Raw genomic sequence first — 16668 nt, 5'->3', positions numbered from 1 at the left:
TCTGCCCGTCCTCTCGGTGTCTTCTCGTTCAGCGTCTTCTCGCTCACTTGAAGCTCCCGAGGGTGATGCCGCGGATGAAGTACTTCTGCGCGGCGAAGAAGAGAATCACCAACGGCGCGAGAATCATCAACGACGCGGCCATCAGCAGGTTGAACTGCACGTCGTGGGTGCTGCGGAACGCCTGGATACCGATGGCCAGCGTCTGCTTCGCCTCGTCCTGGAGGTAGAGCAGCGGCCCGAGGAAGTCGTTCCACGCACCGACGGCGGTGAAGATGGCCACCGCCGCGACCGCCGGCCGGGCCATCGGGAACACCACCTGCCACAGGATGCGCGCCTCGCTCGCACCGTCGATGCGCGCCGCGTCCAGGTGCTCACGCGGAATCTGCAGCAGGAACTGCCGGAGCAGGAAGATGAAGAACGCACTGCCCAGGAAGTTGGGAACCACCAGCGGCAGCAGGGTGTTGATCCAGTGCAGCCAGGCGAACAGGTCGAACGTCGGGATGAGTGCGATCGGGAACGGAATGAACAGCGTGGCGAGCACGACGTAGAACAGCTTGTCCCGTCCGCGCCATTCGATGCAGGAGAAACCGTAGGCGACGATCAGGTTGGAGATGATCGAGCCGATCACGCTGAGCACCGTGATGAGCAGGGAGTTGCCGAAGTACGTCGCGAACGGGAACGCCTTGAACGCCTCGACGTAGTTGCCCCAGTGGAACACGTGCGGGAACAACGTCGCCGGGGTGATCCCCAGCTCCTCGTTGGACTTGAGCGAGGTGATGATCATCCAGTAGATCGGCAGCAGGAACAGCACCGACATCGCGACCAGGAAGACCCGGACGCCGATGCGGTCCCCCACGGTGCGCGCCGTGCGCTCGCGGGCCGACATCACTGGGCCGGAGCCGCCGTAGCGCGCACCGGGTGTATCGGTTTGTGTGGTCATGGAGAGTCCTTCGCAGCGTCGGGATTCGTGATGGGGAGCCCGCGGTCAGGAGGCGACTTCGTAGTTCACGAAGCGTCGCGAGACCTGGTAGACGAGCAGGGCCAGCACGACCCCGATGAGGAAGAGCACGACCGCGAGCGCGGAGGCGTAGCCGAGGTCGGCGTAGCTGAACGCGTTGCGGTAGAGGTAGAGCATGTAGAACAACGTGCCGTTGTTCGGCCCGCCTCCGGTGAGGATGTAGGCCTGGGTGAACACCTGCAGACCCGCGCTGATCCCGGTGATCAGGTTGAACAGGATCGACGGGGTGAGCAGCGGCAGCGTGATGCGGAAGAACGACTGGAACGAGCTGGCGCCGTCGATGCGGGCGGCCTCGTACAGCGTCTGCGGGATGTTGTTCAGGCCGGCGAGGTAGATGAGCGCGGCGTTGCCTGCACCGAGCTGGGCCATCGCCACGATGACGATCTTCGCCGTGGTCGGGTCACCGAGGAAGTCGCGCTCCTGGCCACCGAAGAACGCGATGGCCTGGTTGACGATGCCGGTACCCGGGTTGACCAGCACGATGAAGATGAACGACATCGCGAAGATGGGCGCCAGCGACGGCAGGTAGAGGATGGTGCGGTAGACCGCCACCTCCCGGACACTGCGGTTCATGGCCAGCGCGAGGAGCAGGGCGACGACGAGCCCGACCGGCACCGCCCATCCGGAGTAGAACAGCGTGTTGAAGATGGACGTCCAGGCCAGGGGGTCCTGGAACATCCGCGTGTAGTTGCTGAGCCCGACCCACTGCGGGGTTTGCATGCCGCTGTACTTGGTGAGGCTGATGATCAGCGAGTAGAAGATCGGGAAGACCACGAACGCGAGGGTCCCCACGATCCATGGGCCGATGAAGATCAGACCCTTCCTGAGATTTGCCTTGTCGCGCGGTGTCCAGGCCGACCGCGACGAGGTGCTGCTCCGCCGGGCCGGTGAGCCGGTGCCCAGCGCGTCTTGGGTGCTGACTGACAAGGTGGTGCCTCCGGTGAGTGGGGATGACGCCGAACCGTCGACCTCCTTCCGGACACGCCCCGGCGGGCAGTCTGGGAACGTTCCCAGACGATGATCATCCAGATGTTGGCGCAGATGCTAGGGCACCGGTACACGTTTACCGACGCAGCCCTGTAACACCTCGGTCTCAAACCGGCAGGTGAGGGGTCTCCGCAGGGAGTCGGCGCCTCGGCGCGAGTTTGGCGGTGTACATCGCGGCCAGAATGAGTCCGCCACCGGCCACCATTCGTACGGTCAGGGACTCCCCGCCGAACACCAGCGCGAACGCCGACGCCCACACCGGTTCCATGCACATGATGACCGCGGCCCGGGTCGGCGGCAGGTGTGCCTGCGCCCACGTCTGGGTCACCAGGGCGAACGCGCCGGCGATCAGGGCCATGTAGAGCAGGGCGAGCCAGTCGCCGCTACGGTCCGGCACGGTGATACCGCCCGGGGCGGCGGCGACGCCGCACACCACGGCGATGACGCCGAGCTGCACGACCGACAGGCCGAACGCGTCCCGCTGGTTGGTCCACGCGCCGAGGGCGACGATGTGCAGGGCGTACAACCCGGCGGACAGCAGGGTCAGCAGCTCGCCCGGACCGAACGCCAACCCACGCAGGGCAAGGACGGCCAGCCCGGCGGTGGCCAGGGCCACCGCGAGCCAGGTGGCGCGCCCGATCCGGTGGCGGAGCAACACCCCGGCCAGAACCGGCGTGAGTACGACGTACATCCCGGTGACGAACCCCGACACCGATGCCGAGGTGTGCGCCAGGCCCTCGGTCTGCAGGATCTGGGCCAGTCCGTAGAGCAGACCGAGCACGGCGCCCCGTCGCCACGCGGCGGCGCCGAGCCGGGCGAGCGTCGGTGCGGCGAAGACACCCACGACGGCGGCGACGGCGAACCGCACCGCGAGGAAGTCCGGCACCGGAACCCGGGTGACCACGTCCTTGATGAGGAAGAACGTCGAACCCCAGGACGCGGTGACGGCGAGCAGTCCGAGCACGGCCAGTTTCGGCACCGCACCGCCCGGTCCGCTCCCGTACTTCCCGTCGGGTCGACCGGAGTGGGGGGACGGCGCGGCGGCGCGGTCAGGTCCGCCGATTCTGCGGTCTGTGCTGCTGCCGGTGCCGCGGTCTGGGCCGCCGCTCACCGCCCCCTCACACGTTTGAGCGCGGCGATGTCCTCACGGGAAGCCTCGACGCCGCCGGGAGTCTCCACGACGACGGGTACGCCGGCCACGGCCGGATGGCGCAACAGTTCCTCGAACGCCCGCGGGCCGATCTGTCCCCGCCCGATGCGTTCGTGTCGGTCGCGGAAGCTGCCGCGGGGGTCCTTGGAGTCGTTGGCGTGCACCAGCCGCAGCTGGTCCGGCCCGGTCAGCGCGACCAGCCGGTCCAGCGTCTCCGTCGTGCCGCCCGGTGCGTCCAGCGGCGCCCCGGCGGCGAACACGTGGCAGGTGTCCAGGCACACACCCAGCCGGGGATGCCCGTCCAGCGCGGCGAGGTAGGCCGGCAGGTCGTCCACCCCCGAGCACAGCGACTGCCCCTGACCGGCGGCGGGTTCCAGGAGCAGCGACGGAGCGTCCTCGGGCAACGCGTCCAGGATCGGCAGCAGCGACTCGCGTACCTGCCGCATCGCGACCTCGCGGCTGCCTTCGGCGACGCACGAACCGGTGTGCACGACGACACCTTCGGCGCCGATGGCGTACGCGCGGACGAGGTTGTGCGCCACGATGTCGACCGAGCGTTCCAGCGTGGCCGGCGTGGGGGAGCCGAAGTTCACGAGGTACGGCGTGTGGACGAACGCACGCATCCCGGCGTCCGCGCACAGGGAGCGGAACGCCTCGTCCTGCCCGGGATCACCCGCGGCCCGCGCCCAGCCGCGCGGGTTGCCGACGAAGACCTGCAGCGCCTCGGCGCCGATGTCCACCGCCGTACGGAAGGCGCCTCTCGCCAGCCCGGGACCCACCGGAAGATGGCTGCCGATCGGCGAGAGGGGTCGCCGGGCACGGGCCCGGGGACCTCGCGCGGTCGCCGCGGCGCGGGCCCGGGCAGACCCGCCGCCGGCAGACCTGGCGGGGCGGGCCGGTGCGTCCGGGGAAGCAGAGGATGCCACCGGCCCACCTTCTCAGACGGGCCCACCCGCACAGACCGGCCGGTCGGCTGACCGCCGGTGGTTCAGACGATGTCCAGTACGACGACCGAGCCGACGCGCGCGCGAGCGTTTCCGGCCGGCGTCTGGTTCACCACGACGTTCAGCCCGACGAAGACGGGGTTGCGCGTCACCTGCACCTTGAACCCGGCGGCGGCCAGCTTCGACTGCGCCTCGGCCACCGGCATCCGGGCCACTGACGGGACGGGTACGAACTCCGGCCCCTTCGACACCGTGACGTGCACCGTGTCGCCCCGGAAGACCCGGCCCGGCTGCGGCTGCTGCCCGATCACCGCACCGGGCGGTACCTGGTCGGAGAAGGCGTCTGTGCGGGCGACCTTCAGCCCCAGCGCGGTGAGCGTGGAGTTCGCCGCGTCGTACGGCATTCCGGCCACCGGCGGCAGGTCGACCGGCTCCCGGCCCTTGCTGACGACCAGCGTCACCGCGCCGTCCCGGCGCAGCGGCGTGCCGGCCTCGGGGGAGGTGGAGATGATCCGCCCGGCGCCGACGGTGTCGCTGAACGCGGTCTGCACCTCCTCGACCCGCAGCCGGGCCTCGCTGAGCAGTTGCCGTGCGCGGTCCTCGGAGGCCCCGGCGAGCCGGGGTACGTCGTGGACCTCAGGCCCCAGGGACATCCACACCTGGACCGGCCCGCCCCGCCAGGTACGTGCACGCGGCGCCGGTGCGGCCCGGACGACGTGGCCCTTGCGTACGTTCTCGCTGTAGACCTGACCGGCGACCACGAACTTCACCCCGGACTGCTCGGCCAGGCCGGGCAGCTTCTTCTGGGCCACGTCGACCACCGGCGGCACCCTGGTGAACGGTCCGATGCCGGCGAACCAGGAGGTCAGACCGCCGGCCAGCAGGAGGACCGCGAGCAGGCCGCCGACGACCGGCACCCGCAGCCACCACGCCCGCGAAGGCGACTCCGGCTCGTGGGGTTCGGGTACGTCCGCGTAGTCGGCGGGTTTCCCGTCGTCGAGCCGGTCCGGACGGAGGGCGACCGATGGTGACAACGCGGCCTTCGAGGCGGCCCGGATCTGTTCCAGCGGCGCGATCAGGGTGTGCTCGGCGGCAGCTTGCGCCGGCCGACGGAACGCCGTGAGGTCCTGGGTCAGCTCCGGGTCGTCGACGCCGTCGCGCAGCGCGGTGCGCGCCCGGCGGACGTGGCGGAGGAAGACGCGGGCGTCGGCGGGCCGGACCGCTGGGTCGCGGGCGGTCGCCCGCAGCACCAGAGCGTCCAGGAACGCCGGGATGCCGGGCACGGACTTCGACGGCTCCGGTACGTCCTCGTTGACGTGCTTGTACGCCACCTGGATCGGCGAGTCGCCCTCGTGCGGCTTGGAGCCGACCAGCATCTCGTACGCCATGATCCCGGCGGCGTAGACGTCGGCGCGCGCGTCGGCGGTGCCGTGGGTCACCTGCTCGGGCGCAAGGTAGGAGACCGTACCCATGAGCAGCCCGTGAGTGGAGGTGTTGGTGGCCGCGGACACCGCCCGGGCGAGGCCGAAGTCGGCGACCTTCACCACGTCGCCGTGGTCGTCGCGGCCGAGCAGGACGTTCTCGGGTTTGACGTCGCGGTGCACGATGCCGGCCTCGTGGGCCGCGGCGAGCGCCTGCAGCACCTGGTCGAGCAGGTCCAGCGTCCGCTCTGGCGAGAGCGGCCCCTCGTCGTACAGCGCGTCACGCAGCGTGCGGCCGGCGACGTACTCCATCGTGAGGTAGGGCGTGCCGCCGTCGGCGCCCTGGTCGAACACCGCCACCACGTGGGGGTGGGAGAGCCGGGCCGCCGACCGTGCCTCGCGCTGGAACCGCCGGACGAAGTCGGCGTCCTCGACCAGGCCGGCGTGCAGAATCTTGACCGCGACGGTGCGGTCGAGACGGGTGTCGACGGCCTCGTAGACGGTGGCCATGCCGCCTCGGGCGACGCGTCGTCCCACGCGGTACCTGCCGTCGAGCAGGCGACCGACCAGGGGATCGCTGACCGTGACGTCCACGCAGAGGCCTCGCTGGGATGGCTGTTCGGACGTCACGAGTGTAAGGACCTCAGGTGAGAAGGGCGGCAGGCCGCGCCGACTGCCCGCTACACCCGGCCTCGCCCGGGCTCGCCCGCCATCGCCCCGTGGCGCCCGTCATCTCCCCCGCGTTGTGTCGTACGCCATGGCGCCCGCCGCGCTTCCGTGTGACAGCAGACTGTACGACAGCAGCGCTCACGACCGGGTCCGCCACGCCTGGGCGTCACGCGACGGCGGTCAGAATCCCGGTGTGGCCGGTGATCACGAACGCGCCGGACCGCTCGACCTCGGCCTGGATTCGGCCGGACGCGGCGGACCGGAAGTCCGCCCAGGTCAGGCCGTTCGGCAGCGCCCGGGCCTGTCGCCCGCGGGTGCTGTGCAGGTAGGCGAGGACGGGCCCGGCCTCGGGTACGGCGATCTCGTGCCGGTGGTCGTACACCTCGACCGCGCCGAACACCTCCCGCACCAGTTCGGCGCCCCGCTCGAGGTCGAAGCGGGCGTCGCCCCGGTCGTACGGCGGCGGCTCGCGGACGCCCAGGTCCCGCAGGGTGTCCGTCCACAGTCGCGCCCACTGCGGCTTGTCGTCGGCGGCGTTCGTGCCGGCCACCAGCCGCCCGCCCGGGCGGAGCACCCGCCGCAGCTCGCGCACCGCGTTCGCCGGATCGGCCGCGTAGTAGAGCATGTACATCGCCAGCACCGCGCCCACCGAGCCGTCGGCGAACGGCAGCCGGTCCACCTCGGCCACCACCTCCGGGCGCAGCCCTGCCGAGAGGTCGACGGGGATCACCCGCAGGTCGGGCCGGTCCGCGCGCAACCGGCGGGTCAGCGCGCCGGTACCCCACCCCACGTCCAGCACCGGTCCCGGCCCGGGCAGGTCGCGCAGCCGCTCCAGGACGGCGCCGCCGATGTCGAGCCGCGGCCGCTGCCAGGCGTAGAGGGAGATGCGGTCGGCCAGCCGGGAGGCGTCGGCGTACTCCTCGCCGGTGAGCACGCCCCGGTCCACGGCCGGGCCGACGGTCGTGTGATGGGTCATCGGCCCAGCGTAGGAGTGTCGGCACGCTCCAGGACCGCCCCGCGCGGCCCAAGCACGCCGTCGCGGCGAGTGAGCCGAGCGCGCCTACTGCGCGACGCTAGGGTCGGACGGGTGGAACGAGTCGTGGTGGTGGGAGCCGGGCTGGCCGGGCTGCGCACGGTCGTCGGCCTGCGTGAACAGGGGTACGCCGGTGAGCTGACCCTGGTCGGCGCGGAGTCGCGGGGACCCTACGACCGGCCGCCGCTGTCGAAGGCGATCCTGTCCGGGAAGTCCGACGACTCGGCGCTGCCGTTCGACCCGGAGAAGCTGCGGGTGGACTTCCGGCCCGGCGTCCGCGCGACCCGGCTGCGCGGCGACGTCGTAGAGACGGCCGGCCCCGGCGAGGCGTCCGGCCCCGACCTGGACTTCGACGGGCTGGTCCTCGCCACCGGCGCCGAGCCGGTCGTCCTGCCCGGCGAGGGCGCCCGCTACCTGCGTACTCACGACGACGCCCACGCGCTGCGGGCGGCGTTGCGGCCGGGCGCGGCCGTCGTCATCGTCGGCGCCGGCTGGATCGGTGCCGAGGTCGCCACCGCCGCCCGGACACTCGGTTGCCGGGTCACGGTCGTGGAGCAGGCGCCGACCCCGGTCGCGCACGCGCTGCCTCCGCAGGTCGGGCGGCACCTGGCGCCGTGGTACGCCGAGGCCGGTGCGGACCTCCTCCTCCACCACCGGGTGGCCGCCGTCGGGCCGAACGCCGTCGAGTTCGCCGACGGCACCACCCTGCGCGCCGACGTCGTGCTCGTCGGTGTCGGTGTGCGGCCGGCCACCGGCTGGCTCGCCGGCTCCGGCCTGGAACTGGACCGCGGCGTGGTGGTCGGCGCCGACCTGGCCGCGGGCCGGCCCGACGTGTACGCGGTGGGTGACGTCGCGGCCCGCTGGTCGCCGCGCTACGGGGCGCGGGTGCGTGGTGAGCACTGGGACGACGCGCTGCGCGCACCGGCGGTGGCGGTCGCCAACCTGCTCGGCGGTGCGCAGGCGTACGACCCGGTTCCGTACGTCTGGAGTGAGCAGTTCGGGCGGATGGTGCAGTACGCCGGTTTGCCGGACCTCCCGGGCACCCGGCTGGTGTGGCGCGGTGACCCGGCCACCGACGACCGGTGGTCGGTCTTCTGGCTGGACCAGGACGCCCGGGTGGCGGCCGTCCTGGCCGTCGACCAGCCACGTGACTTCGTGGCCGGCCGCCGGATCGCCGAGTCCGGCGCGGCCGTCGACCCCGCGCTGCTGGCGGACCCAGCGGTTAGCGTCAAGTCGTGCGTGGCAGGCTCTGCAGGGTGAGGAAGAACGAGTCGATCACGCAGACGGAGCCGTCGGAGCGCACCGAGCACCCGGAGCGGGCCGGCCGGCCGGATCAGGCCGGGCAGGGGAGCCCGGCCGACGTCGACAGCCTCGTACCGGAGTGGCTGAACCTCCCCGAAGTTGCCGAGCGCCTCGGCGTCAACGTCAGCCGGGTCCGCCAGTTGCTGCGCGAGGGCGAGCTTCTCGCCGTTCCGCACGGTGAGCGCGGTGCGCTGCACATCCCTGCGGCGTTCCTCGACGGCGACCACATCCTGAAGGGCCTCACCGGCACGCTCACCGTCCTGCACGACGGTGGCTTCGACGCGGAGGAGACCGTGCGCTGGTTGTTCTCCGTCGACGACGGGCTGCAGACGCGGCCGATCGACGCGCTGGCCGACAACCGGATCAAGGAAGTACGCCGGCACGCGCAGGTGCTCGCGTTCTAGGGCGTGTTCGAGACACGCCCTGACACACCGTCGGGTCGCGCCCTGGACCGAGGTGACCGGGCCCGGGAGACAGGCAGACCACGACATGCAGCAGAGCGCGAAAGGAGTCGCCGATGTCGCAGCTGGACCTGCTGCTCGCCGGTGAGCTCACCCCAGGTGTCTACCGCTGGCCGGCGGCGCCACCCACTGCCAAGGTGAAGGCGGTCGTCGACCAGGCGGGCTGGCACTTCGTCGACCTGGACACCACGACGGTCGTCGACAAGGCCGGGTTGCTGGACGCGGTGGCCAAGACCCTGGGCTTCCCGGCCTACCTCGGCCGCAGCTTCGACGCGTTCGCCGAACTGCTCGCCGAAGTAGGCCACGAGCACGGCGTGGTGTTGTGGTGGCAGGGCTGGGCCGGACTCGCGGAGCTGAACCCGCAGGCGACCGAGCTCGCGCTGGCGGAGTTCGCCACCCGTGCCGCCGACCGGGAGCAGGGCGTGCTGACCGTGGTCGTCGCGGGTCCCGGGCCGGTGCTCGACGTACCCACCTGGGAGTGATCGGCCCGCACGCCGGGGCGTGGTTCGCGCCGGCGCGTCAGCCGGTGCGCTGCGTGGCCGCCCTGGCCAGGCCGGCGAGCGCGGTGCGGGCGTCGTCGGCTGTCAACGGCGCCTTGTCGAGGGCCTGCGACGCTTGCGCGGTGAGGTCGGTGATGAGGCGTTCGACCGCGGCCAGCGCACCGGTGGAGACGATGATCTCGCGGAGTTCGGCGACTCCCCGGGAGTCCAGCTCCGGGTCGCCGAACCACCGCTGGAAGCGTTCCACCTGGGCAGGGGTCGCGGTCTCCAGGGCTTTCGCGACGAGCGCGGTGCGCTTGCCCTCGCGCAGGTCGTCACCGGCCGGCTTGCCGGTGACCGCCGGGTCGCCGAACACTCCCAGAACGTCGTCGCGCAACTGGAACGCCTCACCCAGCGGCAGGCCGTACGCGGAGTACACCGCGAGCAGGTCCTCGCCGGCACCGGCCAGCGCACCGCCGAGGTGGAGCGGGCGTTCGATGGTGTACTTCGCGCTCTTGTACCGCACCACGCGCATCGCCCGCGCCATCGTCGTGTCGGCCGCGGACTGCGTAACCAGGTCGAGGTACTGCCCGGCCATCACCTCGGTGCGCATCGTGTCGAAGTAGCCGAGCGCAGGAAGCAGCCGCTCGGGCGGAAGCCCGCACTTGCGCAGCATCTCGTCCGACCAGCACAGGCACAGGTCGCCGAGCAGCAGCGCCCCGCCCAGGCCGAACCGTTCGCCCGCCCCCTCCCAGCCGCGGTCGCGGTGCAGGGCGGCGAACTGCCGGTGGATGGACGGCCGGCCACGCCTGGTGTCGGAGGCGTCCATTAGGTCGTCGTGCACGATGGCGGCGGCCTGCAGCAACTCCAGCGACGCCGCGGCCACCATCATCCGCGGATCGTCGGGGTCGCCGCCGGCACCCCGCCAGCCCCAATAGGCGAACGCCGGCCGCAGCCGCTTGCCGCCCGCGACGAACTCCGCCACGAGATCGCCCTGGATGCCAAGCTCGGCGTCCACGTCGTCCAGCTCGGCGGCGCGCTCGGCGAGGAACACCTCCAGCGCCCGGTCGACCCCGGCGCGCAGCGCGGCCAGGTCGGCCTCGGCACCGGGCGTCAGGGGCGACATGGACGGTATGGGGGACATGGGCGGCACAGCAAGATCACCGGCGGTCGGCTCGGGGACAGCGCCGGTGTCGGCGTGGTCACGACGCGGCTGCGTGGGGTCCGGCACGCGCGCCAGCCTAGACGGAGGCGGGTGCGGCACCGCTAGCCTGGGCGGCATGGCTTCTGGGCCCGCCTTCACCGCTCCCCGTCCGTCCCGAACCGTCCGTGAGCTGCTCGCGGACGGCGATCGTTCGTATTCGTTCGAGTTCTTCCCGCCCAAGACCGACCAGGGCGAGCAGCAGCTGTGGCGGGCCATCCGCGAGCTCGAGCCGCTGGCGCCGACGTTCGTCTCGGTCACCTACGGCGCCGGCGGCAGCACCCGCGACCGCACGGTCCGGATCATCGCCCGGATCGCCAGCGACACGACGCTGACACCGGTCGCCCACCTCACCTGTGTGGGTCACTCCCGCGCGGAGCTGCGTTCGGTGATCGGTGCGTACGCCGACGCCGGAGTCAACAACATCCTGGCGCTGCGCGGCGACCCCGAGGGAGGGCCCAACCAGCCCTGGATCCGGCACCCCGAGGGGCTCGACCACGCCGACGAACTCGTCACGCTGGTCCGCGAGCTCGGCGACTTCTGCGTGGGTGTGGCGGCGTTCCCCGAAGGGCACCCGGAGGCGATCAGCCTGGACTCCGACGCGGAGTACCTCGCCGCCAAGGCGGCCGCGGGCGCGGACTTCGCGGTGACGCAGTTCTTCTTCGACGCCGACGACTACTTCGCGCTGCGTGACCGGGCCGAACGGCTGTCCTGCGAGATGCCGATCATCCCGGGCATCATGCCGGTGACCAACGTCCGGCAGATCCAGCGGTTCGCGGCGCTGTCCGGTGCGGCGTTCCCGCCCGCCCTCGCGGAGCGGTTGCTGGCGGTCGAGGACGATCCGGCGGCCGTCCGTGCGATCGGGGTGGAGGTTGCCACCGACCTGTGCCAGAAGCTGCTCGACGGGGGAGCACCCGGCCTGCACTTCTACACCCTCAACCGGTCCACGGCCACCCGCGAGATCTACGCCAACGTGGTCGGGCCGGTCGTCCGCGTGCCCTGAGGCATCGGCGCCGCGCGGTCGCACCTGTGCTCGTCAACCGACGCGTGCCGACGGCGTACGCCCGTACGCAAGCATCGGTTGACGGCTGGCTCAGGACAGACCTAGGCGCGGCCGATCTCCTGGACGGCCGTCGCGGCGCCGAGCAGCACCAGCGGCACTCCTGGTCCGGGATGCGCCGTCCCGCCGACGACGAACAGTCCGCCCACGTCGGTGCGGTTGGCAGGTACGCCGAGGCCGCGCCACGCACCGCGCCAGGTGGGCCCGTACGACGGGACCGGGGCCACCACCCGGGTGACGACGCGGTCCCGCAGGTCGAGGCCCCGCTCGGCGAGCAGGTCCAGCAGCTCCGGCGTGCCCTCCCCGGCGGCCGCGCCGACCTCCCCTGCAGCGCACACGCTGACCGCCTGGTGTCCCTCTGGCGCGGCCCCCTCGTCGGGGGCAGCACGGACCACGATCGGCGGCCCGGCCGAGCCGGGCGCCGGGTGCAGGACGGTCTCGTACGGCAGGCGCGAGCCCCCGTCGGCGCGAACCCCGAGCAGCAGCCTCGGCCGGGGCGGCGGAACGCGCAGGGAACGCACCCCGCGCCGCAGCGACCCAGGCGGCCGGTCCAGCATCCGGTCGGCCAGTGTCCGCACGTCGACGTCGGCGACCACCACCTGTGCGGGCAACGTCTCACCGTCGGCCAGGCGTACGCCGGTCACCGAAGTGTGTGTGCCGCCGACCGCGTTCGGTTCCGTCGTCACCGCGGCGACCTCGGCGCCGAGCCGCACGCTCACCCCGCGCTCGGTCAGCCGGTCGCGCAGGGCCGCGGTCAGTTCGGCGAAGCCGCCCGGGAAGTACCAGGACCCGAAGGTGCGCTCCACGTAGGCGGCCACCGCGGTGAACGCGGGCGCCCGGGAGGCAGGTGCACCGCCGTCGGGCAGCGCGGCGTACTCCAGCACCTGCCGCAGCCTCGGCTCGGCCAGCCGGGAACGCGCGAACCCGCGCAGCGACCGGCCGTACCCCATCGTCCGCAGCCCGGCGGCACCCAGCGCACGCCCACCGCCGAAGGGCACCTCCAGCGCCCGGGTACGCAGCACCTCCCACACCGGGGTCAGGTCATCGACGGTGTTCTCCCACGCGGTCGCCGCGGCCGGGCCGAGAACCGCCTCGAGGGCGTCCCGTTGACCCGACCGGCTCTCCACCGGCAGGTCGAGGGTCGTTCCGTCGGCGAAGACGTGCCGGCGGGGTGTGGACACCGGCAGGAGGGTACGGACGCGTTCGAGGGGACGGCCGGACTTGCGGAACAGGTCGCGCACGGTCGCCGGAAGGGTCATCGTCCCCGGCCCGAGGTCCCACCGGAAGCCGTCGCGTTCCATGGTCGCCACCGCGCCGCCGAGCCGCTCCGTCGCCTCGCACAGGCAGACGTCGTGGCCCAGCTTGGCCAGCCGGGCCGCCGCCGCGAGTCCGCCCAGGCCGCCACCGACAACCACCACCTGTGCCACGCCGCCAGACCCTAGCGGCCGGTGACGTCGTGGTCGTCGAGGACTCGTCGCCGAGGGCTCGGGGACGGCGGGCACGTGAGGACTCAGGGTTGCTCGAGAACCTGGTGCCGGCGTTCGCGCCATCGGCGGTAGCCGCGGCGGACCCGCCGGGTCAGCGCCAGCGTCAGCAGGCCGCCACCAGCCAGAGTGCCGAGGACCAGGGTGAACGCCGTCCACGGCCACGTCACCGCGAGCATCAGGGCGCCCGCCACCGACAGGTCCTCACCCAGACTGACCGCGACGTTGCTCACCGGCTCCGGTGAGGTGTTGACCGCGAACCGCAACCCAGTCTTGACGGCGTGGCTGGCCAGCGCTGTCGTTCCCGCCACAGTTGCCGACAGGGCCTGGTCGAGGTCGCCGGTGTGCCCGGCGATCAGCAGCCCGAGGATCGCGCCGACGGTGGGCCGGATCGCGGTGGAGACGGCGTCCCAGCCGGAGTCGACGTACGGAATCTTGTCGGCCACGAACTCCAGCGCGTACAAGCCGGCCGCGGCCAGCAGTACGTCGGTGCGTTCCAGCGCGGCCGGGATGCCCTCGACGCCGAGGAACCTGCCGAGCAGGCCGAGGAGCAGGACCGTCGCGTAGGCGTTGACGCCGCTCGCCCAGCCGCTGGTGAACACCAGCGGAAGCAGTTCCACCTCGCCCGCCCTCCTCTCGTCGCCTCCCGTGGCGCACCCTCGCTGGCGTCCAGCATGGGCACGTACCGTGGCCGCCCGCGCCTCCCGCGCGGTCACCGGACGGGGACGACGGGTCCGCGCCAGGACTCCACGCCAGGCAAGTGTCACCCACGACCCTGGCCGAACGCGGACGCCGGGCCGCCGTGTCGGCACCGCGTACTCGGGGCCGCTGGTGTCCGGCCCCCAGCTGACGCCCGGCACACGAGTGGTGAGTACCTACGCGGGAATGAGTACGACGCCGGATGCTCGCACCGACCGGTCCGAGCCAGGATCTTTCCAACGCGTTCGGCGGCCGTCAGGGCCGCGGACGCCCGCCACGGCGGTGGTCCTGGGCCCGGACCGATTCGCCACCGCGGCGGGACGGCGCGGGTGGGCCCCCACGGGGGTGGGGCTCACCCTGCCGGTCGATGTTCCACTTCCCGGCCGGCCAGCTGCGCTTCGGCCGGCCGTACGTCCGCCGGCTGCGTTCCAGCGGGTTGCGCTCCCGCTGGGCCGGGCAGGCGCGGCGCCACGGTCCCGCCGCCCGGCAGATCGTCCGCGATCTCTGGTTCGGGCAGGGCGCCACGCCGCCCGAACGAATCCCGGCCGACCACCGTGACCGCGGCCATCCCGGCGGCCACACCGGCCCCGACCAGCACCCCGCGACTCGACGTCGCCTGGGCGATCACCCCGGCGAGCAGAAGGGCGAGGGCCTGGCCGAGCTGCAGCGCGGTGTTGGCCAGGCCGACCACTCGGCCCCGCGCGCCGGCCGGCACCAGCCCGACGATGGCGGCCTGAAGCTGGGCGACGTGTCCCATCGCCAGACCCGCCAGCAGCAGCGCCGCCACCACGAGTGCCGCGGGCCCGGCAAGTCCCGCCGCCGCGACACACAGCCCGACCGCGACCGCACCCGGGGCCACCAGTCGATTCCGCCTCGGTGCGGACATCCGACCCACCACGAGCAGGCCGACCGCGCTGCCCAGCGGTGGTGCCGCGAGCAGGATGCCCGCGCCCTGGTCGCCGAGCCCGAGGTCGGCGGCGAGCGGCAGGGCGAGGCCCTCCGCGGTCGCGAGGACCGTTGGCCCCAGGAACAGCAGGCAGAACAGGCTCGGCATCCGGGCGGTGTCCCGGACGATTCGAAGGCCCTGCCAGGTGTCGCGCAGGATCGGATGGCGGGCTGCGCCGGCAGGCCGTTCCGGCGCCGGCCGGGACGCGACGAACACCGCGAGCAGGACGGCCGACATGGCGTACGCCAGGGCGTTGACACCCAGCGCCGCGGGCGAACCGACGAGGACGACGACGAAACCGCCGGCCGCGAAGCCGATCACCTGGACGGCCTGCTGACTGGTGGCGACCAGAGCGTTTCCGGCGGCGAACCGCTCGGCGGGCAGGACGTCGGCCAGGATCGCCGTCCGCGCGGCTCCGAACGGCACCCGGAAGAACTCCGCGAGCAGGAGCAGTCCGAGCGCCAGCGGAATGTGGTCGCCGAGGAGGGCGATCAGCGCCGTGACCACGGCTCGTACGACGTCGCAGGTGATCAGGAGCCCGCGCCGGGGCAGCCGGTCGGCCAGGGTGGACAGCACCGGGCCGCCGAGCAGGCCGGGCAGGTAGGTGACGGCGAACGTCACCGCAGCCAGGGCGGCCGACCGGGTGCGTTCGTAGACGAGAGCGGCGAGGGCGAACTTCCCCAGCTGACTGCCGATCCGCGAGGCGACGTCCGCGGCGAACAACCCCGCGAACTCGTGGTTTCGGAGCAGACCCCGATATCCGGTCTGGGCCGACCCGTCAGCATCCCTCACCTTTTGCATCTTGCCGCAGCAAAGACACAGTGCGTGCGACTTTCCTCACAGAAAATCACTGAAGTTCCTCGCTGCCCGGATTCCGGCGGCCGGCTCGGCCGGGGTCGGCCGGTGTCGGCCGGGACTGTCGGTGGTCACCGCAAGACTGACGGCATGGCAGTACGTGAGTGTTCCACGAGGTCCCGCACCGCCCCGCCCGGGTGGACGTGCCGGGTCCGGTTGACGGCGACGGCCGGGTGGGTTAACTTCTCTCGTAGGTCGAACGTATGTTCGACCTACCGATTCGGGGGAGCCGAGCGATCTCCCGAGTCGGGTCGCGAAGTCCGACGGGGGAGGCTCGTCCCTGCCCCCGCCGGAGCGCCGTTGGCCCCGGGCGGGACGCGCAGGGGCAGGGGAAAGCGTCCCGCCCGGTTCGGCGGCCAGACAGCTCGGTGCCGCGTCGGCGCCCGCACCGACGAGCAGCAGGCAGGCTCCGTCCCGGCCACGGGCCGGGGTGCTCTGAGGCAACGGAAGGGCTAACTCATGCGCACACAGTCGAGTCCGTCGTTCCAGGCCCCGCTCGGCCCGAGTGTCTTCGAGGCGCTCGACCGGGCCCGGACCTCCCTGGCCGAGGCCCGGATGGCAGAGCTCGCGACCGAGCGTTACTCCGCCGCCCACGTCGCCGCCCTGCGCACCGCGGCGGCCGTCCTGGCCGCGCGCACCGGGCCGACCGTTCGTCGCGGTCGTCGCGACGCCTGGACCCTGCTGGCCCGGGTCGCCCCGGAGCTCGCGGAGTGGGCAGCGTTCTTCGCCGCGGGAGCCGGCAAGCGCGCGGCCGCAGAGGCAGGACTTCCCAGGGCGGTGACAGACCGGGACGCCGACGACCTGATCCGCGACGTCGAGCGCTTCATCGCGGTCGTGGAGGCGATGCTGGAGCTGCCGCACCAGCCTTCGCTGCCACATCAGTCCGACCCGGCCGACGGCGATCGTCTGAGCCGGGCGGGTCTGCGGGTCCACGGTCCGGGCGCGGCCGCCTGACCCGC

The 16668-nt window shown here is 72.5% G+C and carries 15 protein-coding genes; 5 read left to right on the top strand and 10 right to left on the bottom strand.

The window, feature by feature from the left end:
• Positions 1-43 precede the first annotated feature (43 nt).
• The 6 genes from BLU27_RS23805 to BLU27_RS23780 all read right to left on the bottom strand — a co-directional run bounded on the left by BLU27_RS23805 (position 44) and on the right by BLU27_RS23780 (position 7165).
• Entirely contained in the window at positions 44-940 is an 897-nt protein-coding gene (locus BLU27_RS23805) for a carbohydrate ABC transporter permease (protein ID WP_172805027.1), read from the bottom strand.
• A gap of 45 nt (positions 941-985) precedes the next feature.
• Positions 986-1945: a carbohydrate ABC transporter permease gene (locus tag BLU27_RS23800; RefSeq protein ID WP_241827605.1), complete on the bottom strand. Its 960-nt coding sequence runs from the start codon at positions 1943-1945 to the stop codon at positions 986-988.
• Positions 1946-2111: 166 nt separating this feature from the next.
• Positions 2112-2984 (bottom strand): DMT family transporter, encoded by an 873-nt coding sequence (locus BLU27_RS23795; RefSeq protein ID WP_172805026.1) that lies wholly within the window; start codon positions 2982-2984, stop codon positions 2112-2114.
• Between the two features lie 128 nt (positions 2985-3112).
• On the bottom strand, positions 3113-3952 hold the full coding sequence (locus BLU27_RS23790; RefSeq protein ID WP_197681973.1) for a deoxyribonuclease IV: 840 nt from the start codon (positions 3950-3952) through the stop codon (positions 3113-3115).
• A 191-nt stretch (positions 3953-4143) separates the two neighbouring features.
• Complete coding sequence (gene pknB / locus BLU27_RS23785; RefSeq protein WP_157728779.1) at positions 4144-6114, bottom strand: Stk1 family PASTA domain-containing Ser/Thr kinase; 1971 nt, start codon at positions 6112-6114, stop codon at positions 4144-4146.
• A gap of 241 nt (positions 6115-6355) precedes the next feature.
• On the bottom strand, positions 6356-7165 hold the full coding sequence (locus BLU27_RS23780) for a class I SAM-dependent methyltransferase (protein ID WP_092655863.1): 810 nt from the start codon (positions 7163-7165) through the stop codon (positions 6356-6358).
• Between the two features lie 111 nt (positions 7166-7276).
• Between BLU27_RS23780 and BLU27_RS23775 the strand changes: the two genes are divergently transcribed.
• From BLU27_RS23775 to BLU27_RS23765, 3 genes are all read left to right on the top strand, one after another.
• Complete coding sequence (locus tag BLU27_RS23775; RefSeq protein WP_241827603.1) at positions 7277-8482, top strand: NAD(P)/FAD-dependent oxidoreductase; 1206 nt, start codon at positions 7277-7279, stop codon at positions 8480-8482.
• On the top strand, positions 8479-8928 hold the full coding sequence (locus BLU27_RS23770) for an Rv2175c family DNA-binding protein (RefSeq protein ID WP_241827602.1): 450 nt from the start codon (positions 8479-8481) through the stop codon (positions 8926-8928). Before BLU27_RS23775 ends, BLU27_RS23770 begins: the two co-directional genes overlap by 4 nt.
• A 113-nt stretch (positions 8929-9041) precedes the next feature.
• The gene (locus BLU27_RS23765; protein ID WP_092655861.1) at positions 9042-9467 is read left to right on the top strand and encodes a barstar family protein; all 426 of its coding nucleotides are present in this window, start codon (positions 9042-9044) and stop codon (positions 9465-9467) included.
• Between the two features lie 37 nt (positions 9468-9504).
• Here the strand turns inward: BLU27_RS23765 and BLU27_RS23760 are convergent, their stop codons facing one another.
• A complete protein-coding gene (locus BLU27_RS23760; protein WP_241827601.1) occupies positions 9505-10695 on the bottom strand; it encodes a polyprenyl synthetase family protein in 1191 nt (396 codons plus the stop codon).
• Positions 10696-10744: 49 nt separating this feature from the next.
• Here BLU27_RS23760 and metF point away from each other — a divergent pair, with 49 nt between their 5' ends.
• Positions 10745-11668 (top strand): methylenetetrahydrofolate reductase [NAD(P)H], encoded by a 924-nt coding sequence (gene metF / locus BLU27_RS23755; protein WP_092655859.1) that lies wholly within the window; start codon positions 10745-10747, stop codon positions 11666-11668.
• Positions 11669-11769: 101 nt separating this feature from the next.
• Here the strand turns inward: metF and BLU27_RS23750 are convergent, their stop codons facing one another.
• The 3 genes from BLU27_RS23750 to BLU27_RS23740 all read right to left on the bottom strand — a co-directional run bounded on the left by BLU27_RS23750 (position 11770) and on the right by BLU27_RS23740 (position 15646).
• Positions 11770-13152 carry a phytoene desaturase family protein gene (locus tag BLU27_RS23750; RefSeq protein WP_172805024.1) on the bottom strand — a complete coding sequence of 461 codons (1383 nt, stop codon included), beginning with the start codon at positions 13150-13152 and terminating at the stop codon, positions 11770-11772.
• Between the two features lie 83 nt (positions 13153-13235).
• Positions 13236-13829, bottom strand: a complete 594-nt coding sequence (locus BLU27_RS23745) for a DUF4126 domain-containing protein (protein WP_092655857.1) — start codon at positions 13827-13829, stop codon at positions 13236-13238.
• Positions 13830-14260: 431 nt separating this feature from the next.
• On the bottom strand, positions 14261-15646 hold the full coding sequence (locus BLU27_RS23740; RefSeq protein WP_157728778.1) for an MFS transporter: 1386 nt from the start codon (positions 15644-15646) through the stop codon (positions 14261-14263).
• Positions 15647-16168: 522 nt separating this feature from the next.
• Between BLU27_RS23740 and BLU27_RS23735 the strand changes: the two genes are divergently transcribed.
• Complete coding sequence (locus BLU27_RS23735) at positions 16169-16663, top strand: SAV_6107 family HEPN domain-containing protein (RefSeq protein WP_172805023.1); 495 nt, start codon at positions 16169-16171, stop codon at positions 16661-16663.
• Positions 16664-16668 lie beyond the last annotated feature (5 nt).

The organism is Actinopolymorpha singaporensis (assembly GCF_900104745.1).
GTDB classification, from domain to species: Bacteria; Actinomycetota; Actinomycetes; order Propionibacteriales; family Actinopolymorphaceae; genus Actinopolymorpha; species Actinopolymorpha singaporensis.
The sequence above is the reverse complement of the archived record's forward strand: the minus strand, read 5'-3'. Positions and strand labels throughout refer to the sequence as shown.

What these genes read in the sequence shown, in the direction of transcription:
- BLU27_RS23735 (WP_172805023.1), top strand. Translation starts at nt 16,169, where the DNA reads ATGCGCACACAGTCGAGTCCGTCGTTCCAGGCCCCGCTCGGCCCGAGT.
- BLU27_RS23805 (WP_172805027.1), bottom strand. Translation starts at nt 940, where the DNA reads ATGACCACACAAACCGATACACCCGGTGCGCGCTACGGCGGCTCCGGC.
- BLU27_RS23780 (WP_092655863.1), bottom strand. Translation starts at nt 7,165, where the DNA reads ATGACCCATCACACGACCGTCGGCCCGGCCGTGGACCGGGGCGTGCTC.
- metF (WP_092655859.1), top strand. Translation starts at nt 10,745, where the DNA reads ATGGCTTCTGGGCCCGCCTTCACCGCTCCCCGTCCGTCCCGAACCGTC.
- BLU27_RS23765 (WP_092655861.1), top strand. Translation starts at nt 9,042, where the DNA reads ATGTCGCAGCTGGACCTGCTGCTCGCCGGTGAGCTCACCCCAGGTGTC.